Below are 16030 nucleotides of genomic sequence, written 5' to 3' on the forward strand. Positions count from 1 at the left end.
GTTTGTCAATTGCCTTGCGCGTGCTGAATTTGTGCTCTCTGCCTCCAGCCTTTGAGGCTCAAATAAACGGCTGGAACAACGAACAGAGAGAGCAGTGTGGAGATCAGCAAGCCGCTGAAGACCACCGTGCCGATACTGATTCGACTCGCTGATCCCGTTCCGCTGGCGAGCAGCAAGGGCAGAAATCCTGCCAAGGAGGTAATGGCTGTCAAAACAATGGGCCGCATGCGCTCTTCTGCGGCGTCGGTGATGGCCTCTCGAAGAGGTAGGCCTGCGCGGATCCTCTGATTGGCAAATTCCACAATCAGAATTCCATTCTTTGCGGCCAAGCTCACGAGCACGAGAAGGCCCATCTGGCCGTAAACATCAAGCGGCAGCCCACGCAGTTTGATTCCGATCAGAGCACCGAGGAGTGCAAGAGGCACTGAAAGCAAAATCACTAGGGGATCGAGAAAACTCTCGTACAAACCAGCGAGCAAGAGGTAAACCACCACCACGCTCAAACCAAAGAAGGCCCAAGTGACGCCTTCGGCCACCCTTTCTTCTTCTGCCAGGCCTGTAAAAGCAAGACCAATGTTGCCCCCTCCAATTTGTTCGCCTGTGGCTTCAAGGATGTTGATGGCTTGTCCGCTACTTGTTCCTTTCGCCGGCACGGCGCTGACCCGGATGGATCGGTTGAGGGCGTAATGATCAATCGAGCCGGTCCCCTCAACTTTTTCAAGTCGGGCCACGCTTTCAGCGCTGACAAGCTCCCCATCACGGTTTCGGAGCATGAGGGATTGAATGTCCTCTGGGCGATTGCGGTCGCTGCCCTCCATCTGAATCCAAATGCTGCGAATCTCTCCGTCGGCATAGGTGTCATCGAGATAGCGTCCGCCGATGGACATGCCAATCGAATTCAGGGTTTCTCTGTACGGGAGATTCAGTGCTGCCATTTGATCGCGGTCTAAAACGAGGCGCCATCTCGGGGCACTGGCGTCAAAACGCGTGCTGACCCGTTCAAATTTCCCCGTTTCCTTGGCTCGTGCAATAAAGGCCGTGGCGACCTGTTCGAATTGGACCAGGCTCAGTTGGCCAGCGCTGCGGTCTAGCAGCTCAATATTCAAAGCTGAGTCACCGCTAAACCCACGCACGGTTGGCGGTGTAATCAGCACAACTTTGGCATCGCTGATCGAGCGGTTCAGGGCTTTTTGCAGTCGACGCTTGATGGCTTGATCGCTTTGCTCTGCTCCGCCTCTCTCCTGTAATGGCTTCAATCTGAGGTAGAACGAGCCCTTATCTTCCCCGCTTTGACCAAACGAACTTCCTGCGTAGAAGTTCCCTGACCGGATCAGGGGCTCCTGCTCAATGACAGCGCGAATGGCCTCCATGCTTGCCACGCTTCGTTCCAGGCTGGCGCCTTCCGACAATGTGAAATAACCGCGAATCTGGCCCTGGTCTTCGTTGGGGATAAAGGCTGTCGGCGTGTTGCTGAGGACGACTCCCGTGAGCATCAAGCTAATGATGAGGACGAGGCCCACCCAATTGGGGCGATTCAACAGCTTGCGCAGAGTTCGTGAGTAGTGCGCTTCAGTGCGCTGCATGGCCTTTCGGAGCCGATCGCTGAGTCGTCTGATCGGTCCTGGCAGGCGCCCATTCCCTGGGGTGAGAACCCTGGCTGATGCCATTGGCGTGAACGTGAGGGCATTCAGAGTGGAAAAAACAATGGCGGCCGTAATCGTCAAGGCAATGGGTTCATAGAGGCGTCCAATCGACCCTGGAATCAGCAGAACAGGAACGAACACCGCCACAAGAACCAAGGATGTGGCCACGATTGCCCCGGCCAATTCCTGCATCGCTGTTTCAGCAGCCTTTAGGGGTTGGTCCCCTTTCTCAATGCGATCGGCAATTTCCTCGCTCACAACAATGGCATCGTCAACAACGATGCCTGTGGCAAGAATCAGTCCGAATAGGTTCAAACTGTTGATATCTGAACCGCTGAGGCGGATCACCAACAAGCTGCCCACCAACGAAATGGGGACGGCGATTCCTGGCACCATGGCTAAACGCCATCGTCCCAGGAAGAGCACTAAAACAACCAAAACCAGCAGGACGGCATCGCGCAGTGTTGTGACGGTGCGATCGAGATTGGCCTGGATGGTGTCGGCCGTATCCACGATGGTTTGCATCGTGATGCCGGGGGGAAAGCCTGATTCGAGTTTTGCGAGATTGCTGCGGATGCTTCGGCTGAGAGCCAGGGCATTCGCTCCATCTCTTTGATAAATCCCTACGGCAACGGAGCGCTCTCCCTGCAGATTGATCGCAGCCCTCCCATAACTGCGTTGTCCAAGGCTGACGCGGCCGACATCTTTGAGGCGAATGAGGCCCCCGTTGGCCAATCGTTTGATGACAAGGTTTTCAAGTTCTCCCTGGCTGCGCAAGCGACCGTCGGTTTCGACGGGAAGGCTGAGAAGTTGTCCTGGTGGAGCCGGTGCGCTGCCAAGAGCGCCGATGGCCGCCAGAACGTTTTGCTCGACAAGCGCTGTGCTGACATCCGTAATCGTGAGATTGGCTTGCTCCAGCTTTTGAGGATCCATCCACAGGCGATAGGCCAATTCGCTGCTTCCGAATACACGAATGTCTCCCACGCCGGTAATCGAGCGGAGCGACTCTCTGAACGACTGTTCAAGCCAGCCTGGGAGAAAGGTGGGAACGTAGAGATCTTGTGGATGACTAAAGCCCAGGATCATCAGGAAATCGCTAGAGGAGCGACTCACGCTCAGCCCCTGGCGGGTAACGGCTTGCGGTAATCGGCGCAGCGCCAAATTGACTTCGTTTTGGACCTTGATCGCGTTGAGTTGAGGGCTGCCTTTTTTAAAGCGAAGACTGATCCTTGATTGCCCTTCACTGCTGGTGGACTGAATGCTGTCGAGATCACTGAGACCGTTGAGCTGTTGCTCCAGCACGGTTGTGACGCTCTGTTCCACTACATCAGGAGATGCAGCAGGGAAGCGTGCTGTCACATTGACCTGGGTTGGGGCCAACTGGGGTAAGTCTTCCAGGCCCAAGCCAGACAGCGACACAAGTCCTGCCAGCAGGACAAGCAGGCTGCAGACAACGGTGAGGACAGGCCGCCGCAGAAACGGCTGGGAGATGGACCGCAAGGCGGCAACTGCTGCAAAACCAGATTGATCCTGGCAGTTGAAAGCCCCGGTTGAGCGAGTTTCCGCTCAACCGGGGCTTTGGTGGTCTGTGGACGTATGGGTTGGCGAGGCTTAGCCCACGCTCCAGACTCCACCGGCGATATCAACAAGTGGTGCGACCAAGGCCGTTCCTGTGAGGAACCATGCAAAGGCAGCCCCACCACATCCGCCAAGCCAGAATCCGCTAGCAAATTCAGCCCAGCCTGCTTTGGTGAACAGATCAGCAGGAGGATTGTCGATTGTGGCGTCAGCGGGCTGGACGTTGGGTCCATTTCCTGCGCTGCCGTAGATCGACATGCAGATGGTCAAGATTGAAACCAATCCAATCGTGGCCAAGAGCCCCGCTGTGGTGGCGTAGTCCGTTGAGCGCATCGGCCCACACACCGTGAAGGGTCCATAGAGGAAGAATCCATGGGCCATGCCAATTTCAAGACCACGGCGGTTGGGAGATAAAGCCGGGCGATAGGCGGGCAAGGCATTGAGGAAGGCCTTGCTGAAGTAGCTGCTATTTACAGGTGTGGCCAGGTTGCCGACGGTGGGATCGGCGACGGGGGTCACTGTCATGGAAGGAAAGGCGAGTTGGTTGCGATGTGCAGAGGTGATCTGGGGGGTCTCCGCCGATCAGTCAGTGGCTTCGATCACATTGAAAAGCAGAGCCATAGCCACGGCTGGTCCCATGATTCCCACAAGGGGGACAAACACCGAGGGCATCCAGGCAGCGACGAATTCTCCGGTCATGGCGACGCCAAAAGGTCCTTATTTACTGTATAGAAAGCCCTTGATGCGGCCCGTCCTCAATCGGGACGGCGACATAAAAGTTCAATCCTTCGTCTTCGCGATTTCTTTCCGATGAATCAGCTCATTGCCGGTGGCGCTGCGTTTGTTTTGGTTCTTGTTTTGTGGGGATTCGGGCGGCGTCCCTCCAAAACAATCCTGAGCAGTACAGATGCAGGCATGGTTGCGGCCATCAACCGAGCGCAACTTGGTCTTGTGGATGGAAGCTCTGACGACGGGTCGCCTGCGTCTGAGCCGATCGGCGATGAAGCAAGCGCAGAGCCGCTCTGGCAGAGACCTTGCTCAGAAGCTCAAGCGATGGCCTTAAGGAAGCAATTGCTGCATGCTTTTAACCACGGTCATCCGGATGAGCGCTTGAGGGCCATTCAAATCGCCTGTGAATGGGGGCATCGCTCCACCGTGCCCCTGCTCAGGAGGGGACTGCGAGATGTGGACGCACGCATCGTGCAGCTATCAGCTGCCGCAATCGAACCTCATCGTGGCGGCCCTGCCCCTGCTCCTGCTCAATCTGTACGGCCCCCGCGCAACGTTGCGCGGATGCGATAAATCGGTCTCCCTTGGCTTTCGTGATAGGTGCGAATGAGCAGTTCTGCCAACAGTCCAAAGCAGAACAATTGAATGCCTGCCAACCCCAAAACCACCGCCAGCGTCAGCAGGGGGCGGTTGCCAATATCTGCTCCTTGAAGCTTGATCAGCAGGAGGTAGCTGCTGGAAATCACGCTCAACGCAATCGCAATCAATCCGGCGAATCCGAACACGTACATCGGACGCGTGAGGAATCGCTTCATAAACCACACGGTGAGGAGGTCCATGAGCACCCGGAAGGTGCGATCAATGCCGTATTTACTGCTGCCGTACTGCCTTGCCCGGTGATTCACTTTCACCTCGGTGATCCGTGCTCCTTCGATGAAAGCCAATGCGGGCAGGAAGCGATGAAGCTCTCCATACAGGCGCATGTCCGATAGAACGGCCCGGTCGTAGGCCTTCAGTGAGCAGCCGTAGTCATGGAGCTTCACGCCTGTGACCCTGCCGATCAGTCGGTTGGCGATGCGCGAGGGCAACTTGCGCTGGAGTTCGGCATCCTGGCGTTGGTGACGCCAGCCGCTCACGAGGTCATAGCCCTCCCGCAGCTTCGCCAGGAGCAAGGGGATGTCGGCTGGATCATTCTGTAAGTCGCCGTCCAAGCTGACGATGACCCGGCCACGGGCCACGTCAAACCCCGCGGCCATCGCAGCGGTTTGACCGTAGTTTTTGCGCAGGAGCACGCCAACGAGCTCTGGGACCTCCTGACTCACCTGCGCGAGCACGGCTGCGGTCTGATCAGACGACCCATCATTCACGAGGACCAGCTCGAAGCGCTCGCCTGTGGGCCGCAGGGATGCGAGAAGTTGCTCGACAAGTTCGGGAAGGCTCTCCTCTTCGTTGTAGAGCGGCACCACTACGGATATGTCGAGACTGCTCTCCCCGTTTGCGGATGCGTTTGAGGGTGCTGCTGGGCTCAGAGACATCCAGATGTGGAGCGATGCGAGCAACTTAATCCGGCATCGAGGGATCTCTTCAAGGAAGCGTGGAGCCGTCATGGCAGCGCGTCACCCTGCCGGCTCCGCGAAGTTCGGATCGGTAGTGGCAGGCCACGGGGTGTTGGTCCGAGGGGTGGATGCTGTCGATGCCAATCCCGTTGCGCCCATGCTCCTGCCCCGAACTATGCATGTAGCGACCTTGTCCGAGGTGGATGGCCACATGGGTGCAACGCTGTGCCGTGCCAAAAAACAACAAATCTCCAGGGCGCAGCAGTTGATCATTCCCGGGGCGGACGGCCACGGGGCTGCAGAACCGTTCCTGTTGGTAAGCATCCCGAGGTAACCAGAGGCTTTGGCTGGCAAAGGCGGTTTGCACAAGGCCTGAACAGTCGAGATCAGGACCGATCGTCCCCCCCCATAGATAGTGATTGGGGATCTGAGCAGCGTCCTTCAGCCAACGAATCACGAATGGAAGACGCTTTTGGATGCTCTCTGCATCGAGGAGGCGAGGACGCCAGTTGGTGCGCGCTATGGCCTGACCCTTGAGGTCATCGATGTCCATCCAACAGGGGTACCCATCCTCAAGCAAAGCTGTTTTGACGCGATGGGCGCTCGCAGGCGGATCGGCCAGAACTCGAAACCCTCTGCCAGCGCACGCTTGCGTCGCTAAGCCGCTGCCATGACTGCGCGCATACCCTTGAACATCCACATTCAATGTCCAACAGCTTCCTTTGCTCAGCTGTTCGGGAGTGAGGGCTGTGCCTAGGGTCGGCATTGACTGATGCCTGTGCTATGGCGTTCTACCGTGCCGAGCCGGCGATGCAGGAGTACCTCGTCGGCTTGATCGATCGATTCGCTGAGCAGGGCCGCCCTGGATTGCACGAGCAGATTGCCGTGAATTGGGTGCGTTACGACCAAGCCAATCTGTCGACGGGGAGCGGATTTGGTGCTGCCTGGGCTGATCAGAAACCGCTCTATCCAGCGAGCGTTGTGAAATTGGTTTATGCCGTTGCGGTTGAGGCTTGGCTGCAAAAGGGTCTCCTTCTGGAAACGGCGGAGTTACGGCGTGCCGTCAACGACATGATCGCTCTGTCCAGCAACGATGCCACTGGATTGGTGATGGACTATCTGACGGGCACCTCCAGTGGGCCAGACCTGCAGGGCGAAGCATGGGTGAGCTGGCAGCGTCAGCGTCAATTGGTGAATGAGTGGTTGTCGGATTTTGGCTGGGCTGAGTTTGAACGGGTGAACTGTTGCCAGAAAACCTGGGGGGATGGGCCCTATGGGAGGGAACAGAGGTTTTATGGCGAGAACAACAGCAACCGCAATGCCTTAACAACTGCTGCCGTCTCTCGGTTGTTAGAGGCGGTGATGACCGACGGCCTGCTCTCCCCACCGGCTTGTCATCGGCTGCGTTCAGCGCTCGCACGCTCTTTAGATCCGGACGAGAGGAGCGCTGATCCTGAAAATCAGGTAGATGGTTTTCTGGGCGAAGGCCTACCAGAGAACAGCAGGCTATGGAGCAAAGCCGGATGGATGAGTCAGGCCAGGCATGACGCCGCTTGGTGGACTGATCCTGAGGGCATAGCCCAGATGCTGGTGGTGTTCAGCGTGGGTCATGAACGTGCCAATGACAACCAGTTGTTGCCGGGGATCGCGAGGGAGTTAGCTGCTTTTCGCTAGGTCTTCTAAGTAATTAATTGCCTGCATTCATAGTGCTTGCCTTAGTAAGAAATAGTGCTGTTGTTGCAGCTTTTAGCTGATATGTGCATCTTTTGAAGTGCTATGGCTTTGCATTGATTTTGTTTTGATCTCTTGCTTGTAAAGCGCTGGTTTGGGTCGATGAAGGGTTTCATTCGACTGGTGATCTGAAAGTTAAATCTTTGATGAATCGCACAGATGTTTGCGGCATAGCGGTGAATCAGGTTGATGCGTGCTCATGGTTATTGCGTAGGTAGTCGTAAAGAAATATTGTCTCCCAGGTCTGTAGCTGCTTGGGTCTTGGTATGGAGATTTTGGCTGAAAGTTGCCGAATCCTGAAAATCTTTAGAGGTTCTTTTAAAAGATTTGAATAATACTTTTTTGATCAGAGTTGGGAATCGGTCATGAAGGCGTGAAGTACTTCGTGAACAATCTCTATGGATTCCATGTTTGCATTCACCGTCAAGTGAAGTGGCAACAGAGAATTGTTTAAAACGGAGAGGGAGGGATTCGAACCCTCGACAGAAGTTGCCTCCTGTAACTCCTTAGCAGGGAGCCGCTTTCAACCACTCAGCCACCTCTCCAGCAGCCAGGTCATCTTACCAAGAGGTGTGCCAAATGCTCAGATCACTAAGCGCGGCAAGCGATGTTTGAAACTGCAGAGCACTTCCCAGGGGATGGAATCGGCAAGTTCCGCCCAGGACCGAGGGCTGATGGTTTGTTCGCCATCGCGGCCTAGCAGGGTGACAACATCACCGCTTTCCAGGCCCGTGTGCTCCGTGGCATCGAGGATCAGCTGATCCATGGTGATGGCTCCCACTTGAGGAAGCGTGTGGCCATCATGCAGCGCATGAATGCGGCCCGAAAGGCAGCGGCTCACTCCATCGGCGTAGCCGATGCTGACAACGGCCAGACGACTGGGCCGCTTGGTGACAAAGCGATGCCCATAGCTGACGCCAACCCCTGGAGGGACCTCGCGGATCAGGCTCACTTTGGCTTTAACGCTCAGCGCAGGCTCCAGGTTGAGAATCCCATCGAGATGTTCGCTGGGGCAGTGACCGTAGAGAGCGAGTCCCACGCGCACAAGGTCGTGGTGAAGGCGCGAATCCCGCAGGGTCCCTGCTGAGTTGGCCAGATGCCGCTTCAAGGTTGGGCTTCGCAGTTCGCGTGTGAAGCTTTCGAAGCGTTCTGCCTGGAGCGTGGTGACCTGGCCTGCATGTCCGTCGCGTTCTCCATCCGCTAGGGCTAGGTGGCTGTAAATGCCACAAAGGTGGAGTTGATCCAGCTGTTGGATGGCGTGGGCCAGCCGGTTGCCCTCCTTCCAGTCACAGCCCAGGCGGGTCATCCCCGTGTCCAGCTTGAGTTGCACGGGGAAACGTCGCCCACTGCTATCCGCCAGGTTTTGACAGAGCAAGGCCTCACGCATACTGCTGAGGGTAGGCATCAGCCGCCATTGCAGGCAGGCTCTGAGGTCATCGGGCTGGGAGAGATGCCCCAACACCAGCACCGGCTGATCAAGCCCTGCATTCCTAAGGTCGATCCCCTCCTGGAGTGTTGCCACCCCAAAGCTCGTGGCACCACCACGAACAGAGGCTATGGCCACGGTTTCTGCTCCGTGGCCATAGCCGTCTGCTTTGACGACAGCCATCAGATCACAGGAAGGACCAAGGTGGCGTTTTAGAGCACGGGCATTCGTTTCGATGGCAGAAGCCGACACCTCTAGCCAGGCGCGCTGGCGTGGGTTGGCCTCCGCTGGATTCTGAATCCAGGGAGAGTTTTGGTTGTCGGCGATCTGATCTCGCATGCGAGCAGGGTAGTGAAGATCACAGAGACGTCCCTGTGATTCTCGATAGCATGCCCATTATTGGAGGGTTGGAATGGGCCAAGTTCTGGTTCTCAACGCCTCCTATGAACCCCTGAACATCACAACTTGGCGGCGAGCCATGGTGATGTTGATGAAAGGAAAAGCGGAAGGATTGGAGCACGACCAAAGCAAGTTGATCCGTCAAGGCACCCATCTGCCGACGGTGATCCGTCTTGTTCAGTTCGTAAGGGTGCCTTTTCGCCAACTTCCCTTGACGCGTCGAAACGTGTTTCAGAGGGACAACCATTGCTGTCAGTACTGCGGCTCGCGCACGGAGCAGCTCTCCATCGATCACGTCATGCCCCGCAGCCGTGGCGGTGGTGATAGTTGGGACAACATCACCACCGCTTGCTTGAGCTGCAATGTTCGCAAGGGCAGCCGAACGCCTGAGGAGGCGGGGATGCCCCTCAATCGTGTGCCACGTCGTCCGCATAGCAGCCTCAGCTTTGAAGCCGTACGCCAGATCGACTCTGGTCGCTATCTCGAATGGGCCAAGTATGTGATCGGTGCTTAATCGATCTCCGTTCAATCAGCCTGTTCGCTGAGGTCGGCGAGTTTGCCTCGTTGTTCTTCGGCGATGCAGGCATCGATGACATCATCCATTTGACCCTCCAGTACGGGATCAAGACTGAAGTTGCGTCCGAGCCGGTGATCTGTCATCCGGTTGTCTTTGGCGTTGTAAGTGCGGATTTTTTCACTGCGATCCCCCGTGCCCACTTGGGCGCGCCTAGCTGATCGTTCGCTGGCATTGGCCTCAGCAAGTTGGCGTTCGTAGAGCTTGGCGCGCAGAATCTCGAGGGCGCGTTCGCGGTTTTGCATTTGCGAGCGCTCCTGGGTGCAAAACACCCTGATGCCGGTTGGTTTGTGCATCAGGTCAACCGCCGTTTCGACTTTGTTGACGTTTTGGCCGCCGGCGCCGCCCGACCTGGCGGTGCTGATGTCCAGGTCGCGGGGGTCGATCTCCACTTCAACCGGATCAGCCTCTGGCATCACGGCAACCGTGGCTGTCGAGGTGTGAACCCGTCCTTGGGATTCTGTGGAGGGCACCCTTTGCACCCGATGCACGCCGGCTTCAAATTTCAGTTCGCTGAAGACGGCATCCCCCTTCACCGAAAGAATCAATTCTTTGTAGCCACCTAAATCAGCTTCGTTCGCGCTAACCGGTTTCACACTCCATCCCCGTCGACTGCTGAAGCGCTCATACATGCGCGCTAAGTCTCCAGCCCAAAGACAGGCTTCATCTCCACCAGCCCCAGCACGGATTTCCAGCATCACGCTGCGCTCGTCTCTGGGATCCTTTGGCAACAAAGCCAGGGTGATCCTTTGAATCAGATCGGCATGGTGGCGATCGAGTTCTTGAAGCTCCTGTTGGGCCAACTCTTCCATGGCTGCATCACCACGGCTTTCTTTCAGCAGGCTTTTGGCTTGAACTTGCTCGGCTTCTACCTTCTGAAGGCTGGTGTAATCGAGAACCAGAGGTTCCAGGCGTGAACGCTCACGGGCAATGGTTTCTAGCCGCTGTGGGTCAGCGGCCACATCGGGATCTGCCAGCTGTCGCTCCAAATTGTGGAAGCTGCTGGTTGCCGCTTCCAAGCGACTGATCAGAGTTGTTGTGTCCATCCCCTCAGGGAGCAGTAATCAAAAAACCCCCAAGCGCAGACACGTTCTGCGAGAGGAGGTTGGGCTCACGAGTTCCGGGAACTGATGGGCGTTATGAGCGCTCAGGACTCTTTGGAAGTCTCGTCTTTGGCGTCCTTTGTCTCGGAGGTGGTGTTGTTAACACTGCCCATGCCGTACTTGCGCATGAAGCGATCCACACGGCCTTCGGTGTCGAGAATCTTCTGCGTGCCGGTAAAGAATGGATGGTTTCCACTCCAGACATCAACATTGATTTCAGGCTGGGTGGAGCCGGTGGTCATGACAACTTCACCGTTGCAAATCACCTTTGCATCCGGATACCAGGTTGGGTGAATGTCGGGCTTAGGCATGGGAAAACAAAAAAATGGGTGATCTGGTGAAAATCAGCGCTTGGAGAACTGAGGCGCTTTACGTGCTTTCTTCAGTCCGTACTTGCGACGTTCCTTCGCACGAGGATCTCGGCTGAGATGTCCTTCGGTTTTGAGTGGCTTGCGGTTATCGACCGAGAGTTCGCAGAGTGCTCGTGCAGCTCCTTGCTTAATGGCATCCGCCTGACCTGTCAGGCCACCGCCGCGCACGTTCACAAGAACGTCGTACTCGGTGCTGAGTCCCAGGGTCTGAAGAGGGGCTTTCACCGCAGCCAAGTAGGCGGGGTTGTAATTCAGATAGTTGTCGCCAGGGCGTCCATTAATGGTGATCGTGCCATTGCCGGGAACCAAGCGAACACGGGCGACGGAGGTCTTGCGGCGACCTGTGCCCCAATAAACGACGGCGTTGTTTGAGCTACTCATTGTGCGGAAGCGGCAGGGTCGAGCTGAAGGGTCTTGGGTTGCTGGGCGGCATGGGGATGCTCGGTGCCCTTGTAAACCTTGAGTTTGCGGAACAACTGGCGGCCCAGGGCGTTGTGGGGAAGCATCCCTTTGATCGCTTTCTCAACGATGCGCTCTGGAAGACGCTCCTGGAGGTGCTCGAAGGTTTCAACCTTCATGCCACCTGGACGGCCTGAGTGACGGCGATACAGCTTCTGCTGGGGCTTCTTGCCTGAAACTCGGATCTTGTCCGCATTCACCACGATGACAAAATCGCCAGTGTCGAGGTGAGGAGTGAAGCTGGCTTTGTTTTTTCCACGCAGCACAGCAGCCACTTCAGTCGCTAGGCGACCGAGGGTTTGATTCTCTGCGTCAACCAGATACCACTGGCGGTCGATCGAATCAATGGAGGGAACGGAGGTCTTGTTCATCGCGCCGGCATGCCGGTTCTCGTATACCCCGTCGCAAGCGGCGGAGCTGGGCAGGGAGCATCAGATCACTTGAGTGATCTGATCAAAGCTCAAAGATCGAGTTTACCTTGTCACTGGTCTTGGTTTTTGATTCCTAGACCGGGGCAGCGGGCTTCCTCAGGCAATGGGCTTATTGGTTTTGCGGCCAAGGCGGAGGATCCGGAGGAGGATCGCACGTCGCCAAAGCAAACCGCGGTTGGCAATCGTACCAGCCACCTTTGCTGAATAGATCCTCCGGGTATCCAGCTCGCAGCAGGCAGAGGCCATGGGGTGGGGCGGCTTCTCGCACTTCGTCTCGACGACGTTCCCGCCAACGCTGTTCAAATCTTTGCGGGGTGAGGCGGTGTTCGCCGACGGAGATGAGTTGCCCCATCAGGAGTCGAACCATTCCATAGAGGAAGCCGCTGGCCTGAATCTCCACGCATAAGAGATCGCCGTCTCGCTCAATGTTGACGTCTTGGATAGTTGTCCTTGAATGAGATCGGCGGCTGCCTGCGCGTTGAAAGGCCGCGAAATCATGCTCTCCTTTCAATGCAGAGAGCGCTTGCGCCATCGCTTGCTCATCGAGTCGCCTCTGGTAGCGATGCCAACTCCAGGGAGCCAAAAATAAATTGGGCCGGCGGCCGTTATAAATCGTGTATCGGTAGCGCCGATAGATGGCCGAATAGCAAGCATGCCAAGTCAGAGGGCGCTCGATGGCTTCGCGCACACGGATGCTCCCAGGCAGGCGCCCATTCAGTGCTGGTGCCCAGCGACTCGCTGGTATCGGCCCACTGCAGTCAAAGTGGACAACTTGGCCTGAAGCATGAACACCGGCATCGGTTCGCCCCGCGGCGATGGCCTTAACGGGTCGGTGTGGATCGAGGGCTGCAATGGCTTTTTCCAGAACGGCCTGCACGCTCTGACCCCGTCCTTGGGTCTGACGCTGCCAACCACAAAAAAAAGATCCCTCGTACTGCAAGCTGATCGCAATTCTCTGAAGAATTGGACTTTCAGCCTCAGACGAGGGATTTAGGGCCACAGGCAACACGGATGAAGCTGTGTTGATTGGGTGAATCAGACCAGCTCAATAATGGCCATCTCAGCGTTGTCGCCACGCCGAGGCACCGTGCGGGTGATGCGGGTGTATCCGCCGTTCCGATCGCCGTAGCGCGTTGGGGCCTTGTCGAAGAGGGCGTGGACCAACTGCTTGTCGTAGACATAGCCCAGAACGCGACGCCTGGAGGCGAGACTTCCGTTCTTGGCCAACGTGATCATCCGTTCGGCTTCATCACGCAGAGCCTTGGCTCTTGCTTTGGTTGTCGTCACCCGGCCTTCGCGGATGAGCTGTGTTGTGAGTCCGCGAAGCAACGCCTTGCGTTGGTCAGCCGGGCGGCCCAGCAGGGGAACTCGACATTGGTGGCGCATGGTTCTAAGAGAAAACTGAAGGAAGGAGGGGTCAGACGCTAGTGCGACTTTGGGGGATCGAAATGCCGATGCGCTCGAGAGCTTCGATCACTTCATCAGCTGACTTCGAGCCAAAGTTTTTGATCTCGAGAAGATCTTCGTAACTGAAACCCATCAGGTCAGAGACTGAATTCACCTGGGCGCGCTTAAGACAGTTGTAAGCCCGAACAGAAAGATTAAGCTCTTCGAGGGGGATTTGAGCTTCGGCAGAAGGCTCAGGCTCTATCCCTGGCTCTTCCACCATGGTGACGGTGGCAAGAGGCTGGAACAGCTCAATGAGCTGATTGGCAGCCTGGGCAATCGCGTCATCCGGGGTCATCGATCCATCGGTCACGACTTCCATGCGGAGTCGTTCGCGGGCAGATCCACCCTCGGCAACAGCGGTTTCATCCGTCGTGAAATTCACGCGGTGAACAGGCATAAACACAGCATCGATCTGAAGGAGATCAATGGCGCTCGTGTCTTCGTTATGGCGATCAACAGGGCGATAGCCGACGCCGCGCTCAACATGAACTTCCAGTTCGAGGCTGTGCCCTTCGCTGACAGTGGCAATCGGACGCTCACCATCCACCACTTGTACTTGGGATGAGAACTGCAAGTCCTTGGCTTTTACGGTTGCAGGCCCCGAGACGATCAGACGGCCGATTTCCAGTACGTCTGTACGGCTATTAACCGTGAGTTGCTTGCAGTTGAGGAGAATGTCAAGCACGTCTTCGCGCACACCTGGAATGGTGGCGTACTCGTGATTAACTCCAGCAATGCGGACAGCGGTAACGGCTGTGCCCTCGAGGTTGCCCATGAGCATCCGTCGGAGGGAGTTCCCGAGAGTCGTTGCTTGACCACGCTCGAGGGGACCGATGAGAAAAACACCGGTCTGCGAGCGATCATCTGTGATCTGATGCTCGATACGGTCGATCTGGTATTGCAACACGGGCTGAAGCGGAGAGAGTGAAGTGGGCCTGGGCTAATTCGCTGAGATCTTCAGACACGACGCCGCTTGGAGCGGCGGCACCCGTTGTGGGGTAGGGGAGTCACATCGCGGATCAGGGTGATCTCCAAGCCAGCAACTTGAAGAGCGCGAATGGCTGTTTCCCGTCCGGAACCAGGTCCACGAACAAGGACTTCAATTTGACGCATGCCTTGCTCGAGAGCGCGGCGAGCGGCAGCTTCTGCTGCGGTCTGTGCAGCAAACGGGGTGCCCTTGCGAGCCCCTTTAAACCCACTGGCTCCAGCAGACGACCAGGAGATAACTTCTCCGGTGGTGTCTGTAATGGACACGATCGTGTTGTTGAACGTGCTTTGAATGTGGGCAACTCCGTTGGGGACGTTGCGCTTGGCCTTTTTGGGGCCTGATTTCTTTGCGGGCTTGGCCATGGGCTAGAGCCTGAGGGGGGTAGGGCTGTAATGAATGAAGAGAGAGACCGATTGAATCGGGCAGGCTTATTTCTTCTTGCCGGCCACGGTCTTCCTGGCGCCACGGCGGGTGCGGGCGTTGGTGCGGGTGCGTTGACCGCGCACGGGAAGGCTCATCCGATGACGACGCCCACGCAGGCAACCAATGTCTTGCAGGCGCTTGAGGGCCATGCCCTCTTGACGCCGTAGATCTCCCTCGATTGTGAAGGACTCAGTGGCGTTGCGCAGTTTCTGCACATCGTTGTCCTCGAGATCCTTCACGCGGATGTCAGGGTTGACTCCGGCTTTGGTGAGGATGGTCTTGGCCCGAGTTGAGCCGATTCCGTAGATGTAAGTAAGTGCGACTTCGATCCGCTTGTCGCGGGGAATGTCAACACCAGCAATCCTTGCCACTGAGCAAATAATCGAGGGGGGACAGTTGCCGCCTGTTGGCAGCGAATGATGCGGTCAGAGTGTGGAGCGAGGGATCATCCCTGGCGCTGCTTGTGCTTAGGGTTTGGGCAGATCACCATCACCCGGCCGTGGCGACGAATCACCCGGCACTTTTCACACATTTTCTTGACCGAGGCGCGCACCTTCATGGGGTGTGGCTCTCCAAAATTCCAAACAGCGAATTTACCACAGCGACCTAGGAAAGAACACCTTCGATGCGCTCAGTGATCGCTTCGATGCTGCCATGGGCTTCCACCGATTGCAGCAGACCCCGCTGTCGGTAATGATCAATCAGGGGCTCGGTTTTGTCTGCATAAACCACGAGTCGATTGCGGATCACGGCTTCGTTGTCGTCGTCTCGCCCCCTGGATAACAAGCGTTCGATCAGGACGGCGTCATCTAGCTCAAGAAGCACGACGGCTTCGATGGGTTGGTTGAGCTCCTTGAGGAGCGGATCGAGCGCTTCAGCCTGGGCAACATTGCGTGGGAATCCATCCAACAACCATCCCTGACCATTCAGGGCTCCAAGCTGGGCTTTCACGATGGCTAGCACGAGCGCGTCGCTCACCAGCTCTCCACGATTCATCACGGTTTCGGCTTCTTTGCCCAGTTCGGTTCCCGCCGACACTTCCGCGCGAAGAAGATCACCAGTGGAGAGGTGACGTAAGCCATGACGATCACATAACAGTGCCGCTTGGGTTCCTTTTCCAGCGCCGGGAGGGCCTAAGAAAAGCAGTCGTTGTTTCATGGAAATTGGATT

The 16030-nt window shown here is 56.7% G+C and carries 20 protein-coding genes and 1 tRNA gene; 3 read left to right on the plus strand and 18 right to left on the minus strand.

Annotated features, from left to right (window positions below):
• Window positions 1-5: 5 nt before the first annotated feature.
• The 3 genes from DXY38_RS04730 to DXY38_RS04740 form a co-directional block, all read right to left on the minus strand.
• Window positions 6-3143 (minus strand): efflux RND transporter permease subunit, encoded by a 3138-nt coding sequence (locus DXY38_RS04730; RefSeq protein WP_115070680.1) that lies wholly within the window; start codon window positions 3141-3143, stop codon window positions 6-8.
• Between the two features lie 111 nt (window positions 3144-3254).
• Entirely contained in the window at window positions 3255-3746 is a 492-nt protein-coding gene (locus DXY38_RS04735; protein ID WP_006854790.1) for a photosystem I reaction center subunit XI, read from the minus strand.
• Window positions 3747-3803: 57 nt separating this feature from the next.
• Entirely contained in the window at window positions 3804-3920 is a 117-nt protein-coding gene (locus tag DXY38_RS04740; protein ID WP_006854791.1) for a photosystem I reaction center subunit VIII, read from the minus strand.
• A gap of 111 nt (window positions 3921-4031) precedes the next feature.
• Here DXY38_RS04740 and DXY38_RS04745 point away from each other — a divergent pair, with 111 nt between their 5' ends.
• Window positions 4032-4523, plus strand: coding sequence for a hypothetical protein (locus DXY38_RS04745; protein WP_115070681.1), 492 nt, complete (start codon window positions 4032-4034; stop codon window positions 4521-4523).
• On the opposite strand, the gene DXY38_RS04750 is transcribed toward DXY38_RS04745, so the two are convergent.
• Both DXY38_RS04750 and DXY38_RS04755 read right to left on the minus strand, forming a co-directional pair.
• Window positions 4481-5485 carry a glycosyltransferase family 2 protein gene (locus DXY38_RS04750; protein ID WP_006854793.1) on the minus strand — a complete coding sequence of 335 codons (1005 nt, stop codon included), beginning with the start codon at window positions 5483-5485 and terminating at the stop codon, window positions 4481-4483. The two genes, DXY38_RS04745 and DXY38_RS04750, sit on opposite strands and share 43 nt — an antisense overlap.
• A 49-nt stretch (window positions 5486-5534) precedes the next feature.
• On the minus strand, window positions 5535-6272 hold the full coding sequence (locus DXY38_RS04755; protein WP_115070682.1) for a C40 family peptidase: 738 nt from the start codon (window positions 6270-6272) through the stop codon (window positions 5535-5537).
• Between the two features lie 17 nt (window positions 6273-6289).
• On the opposite strand from DXY38_RS04755, the gene DXY38_RS04760 reads away from it, so the two are divergent.
• Window positions 6290-7180, plus strand: a complete 891-nt coding sequence (locus DXY38_RS04760) for a serine hydrolase (RefSeq protein WP_115070683.1) — start codon at window positions 6290-6292, stop codon at window positions 7178-7180.
• Window positions 7181-7693: 513 nt separating this feature from the next.
• On the opposite strand, the gene DXY38_RS04765 is transcribed toward DXY38_RS04760, so the two are convergent.
• Both DXY38_RS04765 and alr read right to left on the minus strand, forming a co-directional pair.
• Window positions 7694-7782, minus strand: a tRNA-Ser gene (locus tag DXY38_RS04765).
• 38 nt (window positions 7783-7820) lie between these two features.
• A complete protein-coding gene (gene alr / locus DXY38_RS04770) occupies window positions 7821-9002 on the minus strand; it encodes an alanine racemase (RefSeq protein ID WP_115070684.1) in 1182 nt (393 codons plus the stop codon).
• A gap of 73 nt (window positions 9003-9075) precedes the next feature.
• On the opposite strand from alr, the gene DXY38_RS04775 reads away from it, so the two are divergent.
• A complete protein-coding gene (locus DXY38_RS04775; protein WP_006854798.1) occupies window positions 9076-9576 on the plus strand; it encodes an HNH endonuclease in 501 nt (166 codons plus the stop codon).
• Between the two features lie 11 nt (window positions 9577-9587).
• On the opposite strand, the gene prfA is transcribed toward DXY38_RS04775, so the two are convergent.
• The 11 genes from prfA to DXY38_RS04830 all read right to left on the minus strand — a co-directional run bounded on the left by prfA (window position 9588) and on the right by DXY38_RS04830 (window position 16018).
• Entirely contained in the window at window positions 9588-10682 is a 1095-nt protein-coding gene (prfA, locus tag DXY38_RS04780) for a peptide chain release factor 1 (protein ID WP_006854799.1), read from the minus strand.
• Window positions 10683-10783: 101 nt separating this feature from the next.
• On the minus strand, window positions 10784-11050 hold the full coding sequence (gene rpmE, locus DXY38_RS04785) for a 50S ribosomal protein L31 (RefSeq protein WP_115070685.1): 267 nt from the start codon (window positions 11048-11050) through the stop codon (window positions 10784-10786).
• 33 nt (window positions 11051-11083) lie between these two features.
• Window positions 11084-11491, minus strand: a complete 408-nt coding sequence (gene rpsI, locus DXY38_RS04790; protein WP_006854801.1) for a 30S ribosomal protein S9 — start codon at window positions 11489-11491, stop codon at window positions 11084-11086.
• On the minus strand, window positions 11488-11940 hold the full coding sequence (gene rplM / locus DXY38_RS04795) for a 50S ribosomal protein L13 (RefSeq protein ID WP_006854802.1): 453 nt from the start codon (window positions 11938-11940) through the stop codon (window positions 11488-11490). The genes rpsI and rplM overlap by 4 nt, the downstream gene beginning before the upstream one ends.
• Before the next feature lie 169 nt (window positions 11941-12109).
• The gene (gene truA, locus DXY38_RS04800; protein WP_170952857.1) at window positions 12110-13000 is read right to left on the minus strand and encodes a tRNA pseudouridine(38-40) synthase TruA; all 891 of its coding nucleotides are present in this window, start codon (window positions 12998-13000) and stop codon (window positions 12110-12112) included.
• Window positions 13001-13035: 35 nt separating this feature from the next.
• Window positions 13036-13386: a 50S ribosomal protein L17 gene (gene rplQ / locus DXY38_RS04805; RefSeq protein ID WP_006854805.1), complete on the minus strand. Its 351-nt coding sequence runs from the start codon at window positions 13384-13386 to the stop codon at window positions 13036-13038.
• Window positions 13387-13417: 31 nt separating this feature from the next.
• Window positions 13418-14356, minus strand: coding sequence for a DNA-directed RNA polymerase subunit alpha (locus DXY38_RS04810; protein WP_115070687.1), 939 nt, complete (start codon window positions 14354-14356; stop codon window positions 13418-13420).
• Between the two features lie 50 nt (window positions 14357-14406).
• On the minus strand, window positions 14407-14799 hold the full coding sequence (rpsK, locus tag DXY38_RS04815; protein WP_006854807.1) for a 30S ribosomal protein S11: 393 nt from the start codon (window positions 14797-14799) through the stop codon (window positions 14407-14409).
• A gap of 66 nt (window positions 14800-14865) precedes the next feature.
• Entirely contained in the window at window positions 14866-15231 is a 366-nt protein-coding gene (gene rpsM, locus DXY38_RS04820; RefSeq protein WP_006854808.1) for a 30S ribosomal protein S13, read from the minus strand.
• Between the two features lie 74 nt (window positions 15232-15305).
• Window positions 15306-15419, minus strand: coding sequence for a 50S ribosomal protein L36 (gene rpmJ / locus DXY38_RS04825; protein ID WP_011618382.1), 114 nt, complete (start codon window positions 15417-15419; stop codon window positions 15306-15308).
• A gap of 47 nt (window positions 15420-15466) precedes the next feature.
• The gene (locus DXY38_RS04830; protein ID WP_115070688.1) at window positions 15467-16018 is read right to left on the minus strand and encodes an adenylate kinase; all 552 of its coding nucleotides are present in this window, start codon (window positions 16016-16018) and stop codon (window positions 15467-15469) included.
• Window positions 16019-16030: the final 12 nt, after the last annotated feature.

Origin of the sequence: Synechococcus sp. UW179B (assembly GCF_900474245.1) — a bacterium.
Taxonomy (GTDB): Bacteria; Cyanobacteriota; Cyanobacteriia; order PCC-6307; family Cyanobiaceae; genus Synechococcus_C.

Excerpts from the sequence above, each read along its gene's own strand:
- DXY38_RS04740 (WP_006854791.1), bottom strand. The coding sequence starts at position 3,920 with ATGACCGGAGAATTCGTCGCTGCCTGGATGCCCTCGGTGTTTGTCCCC.
- rpmE (WP_115070685.1), bottom strand. The coding sequence starts at position 11,050 with ATGCCTAAGCCCGACATTCACCCAACCTGGTATCCGGATGCAAAGGTG.
- rpmJ (WP_011618382.1), bottom strand. The coding sequence starts at position 15,419 with ATGAAGGTGCGCGCCTCGGTCAAGAAAATGTGTGAAAAGTGCCGGGTG.
- prfA (WP_006854799.1), bottom strand. The coding sequence starts at position 10,682 with ATGGACACAACAACTCTGATCAGTCGCTTGGAAGCGGCAACCAGCAGC.
- rpsI (WP_006854801.1), bottom strand. The coding sequence starts at position 11,491 with ATGAGTAGCTCAAACAACGCCGTCGTTTATTGGGGCACAGGTCGCCGC.
- rpsK (WP_006854807.1), bottom strand. The coding sequence starts at position 14,799 with ATGGCCAAGCCCGCAAAGAAATCAGGCCCCAAAAAGGCCAAGCGCAAC.
- DXY38_RS04735 (WP_006854790.1), bottom strand. The coding sequence starts at position 3,746 with ATGACAGTGACCCCCGTCGCCGATCCCACCGTCGGCAACCTGGCCACA.
- DXY38_RS04830 (WP_115070688.1), bottom strand. The coding sequence starts at position 16,018 with ATGAAACAACGACTGCTTTTCTTAGGCCCTCCCGGCGCTGGAAAAGGA.
- DXY38_RS04760 (WP_115070683.1), top strand. The coding sequence starts at position 6,290 with ATGGCGTTCTACCGTGCCGAGCCGGCGATGCAGGAGTACCTCGTCGGC.
- rplM (WP_006854802.1), bottom strand. The coding sequence starts at position 11,940 with ATGAACAAGACCTCCGTTCCCTCCATTGATTCGATCGACCGCCAGTGG.
- DXY38_RS04755 (WP_115070682.1), bottom strand. The coding sequence starts at position 6,272 with ATGCCGACCCTAGGCACAGCCCTCACTCCCGAACAGCTGAGCAAAGGA.
- DXY38_RS04750 (WP_006854793.1), bottom strand. The coding sequence starts at position 5,485 with ATGTCTCTGAGCCCAGCAGCACCCTCAAACGCATCCGCAAACGGGGAG.
- alr (WP_115070684.1), bottom strand. The coding sequence starts at position 9,002 with ATGCGAGATCAGATCGCCGACAACCAAAACTCTCCCTGGATTCAGAAT.
- rplQ (WP_006854805.1), bottom strand. The coding sequence starts at position 13,386 with ATGCGCCACCAATGTCGAGTTCCCCTGCTGGGCCGCCCGGCTGACCAA.
- DXY38_RS04745 (WP_115070681.1), top strand. The coding sequence starts at position 4,032 with ATGAATCAGCTCATTGCCGGTGGCGCTGCGTTTGTTTTGGTTCTTGTT.
- DXY38_RS04775 (WP_006854798.1), top strand. The coding sequence starts at position 9,076 with ATGGGCCAAGTTCTGGTTCTCAACGCCTCCTATGAACCCCTGAACATC.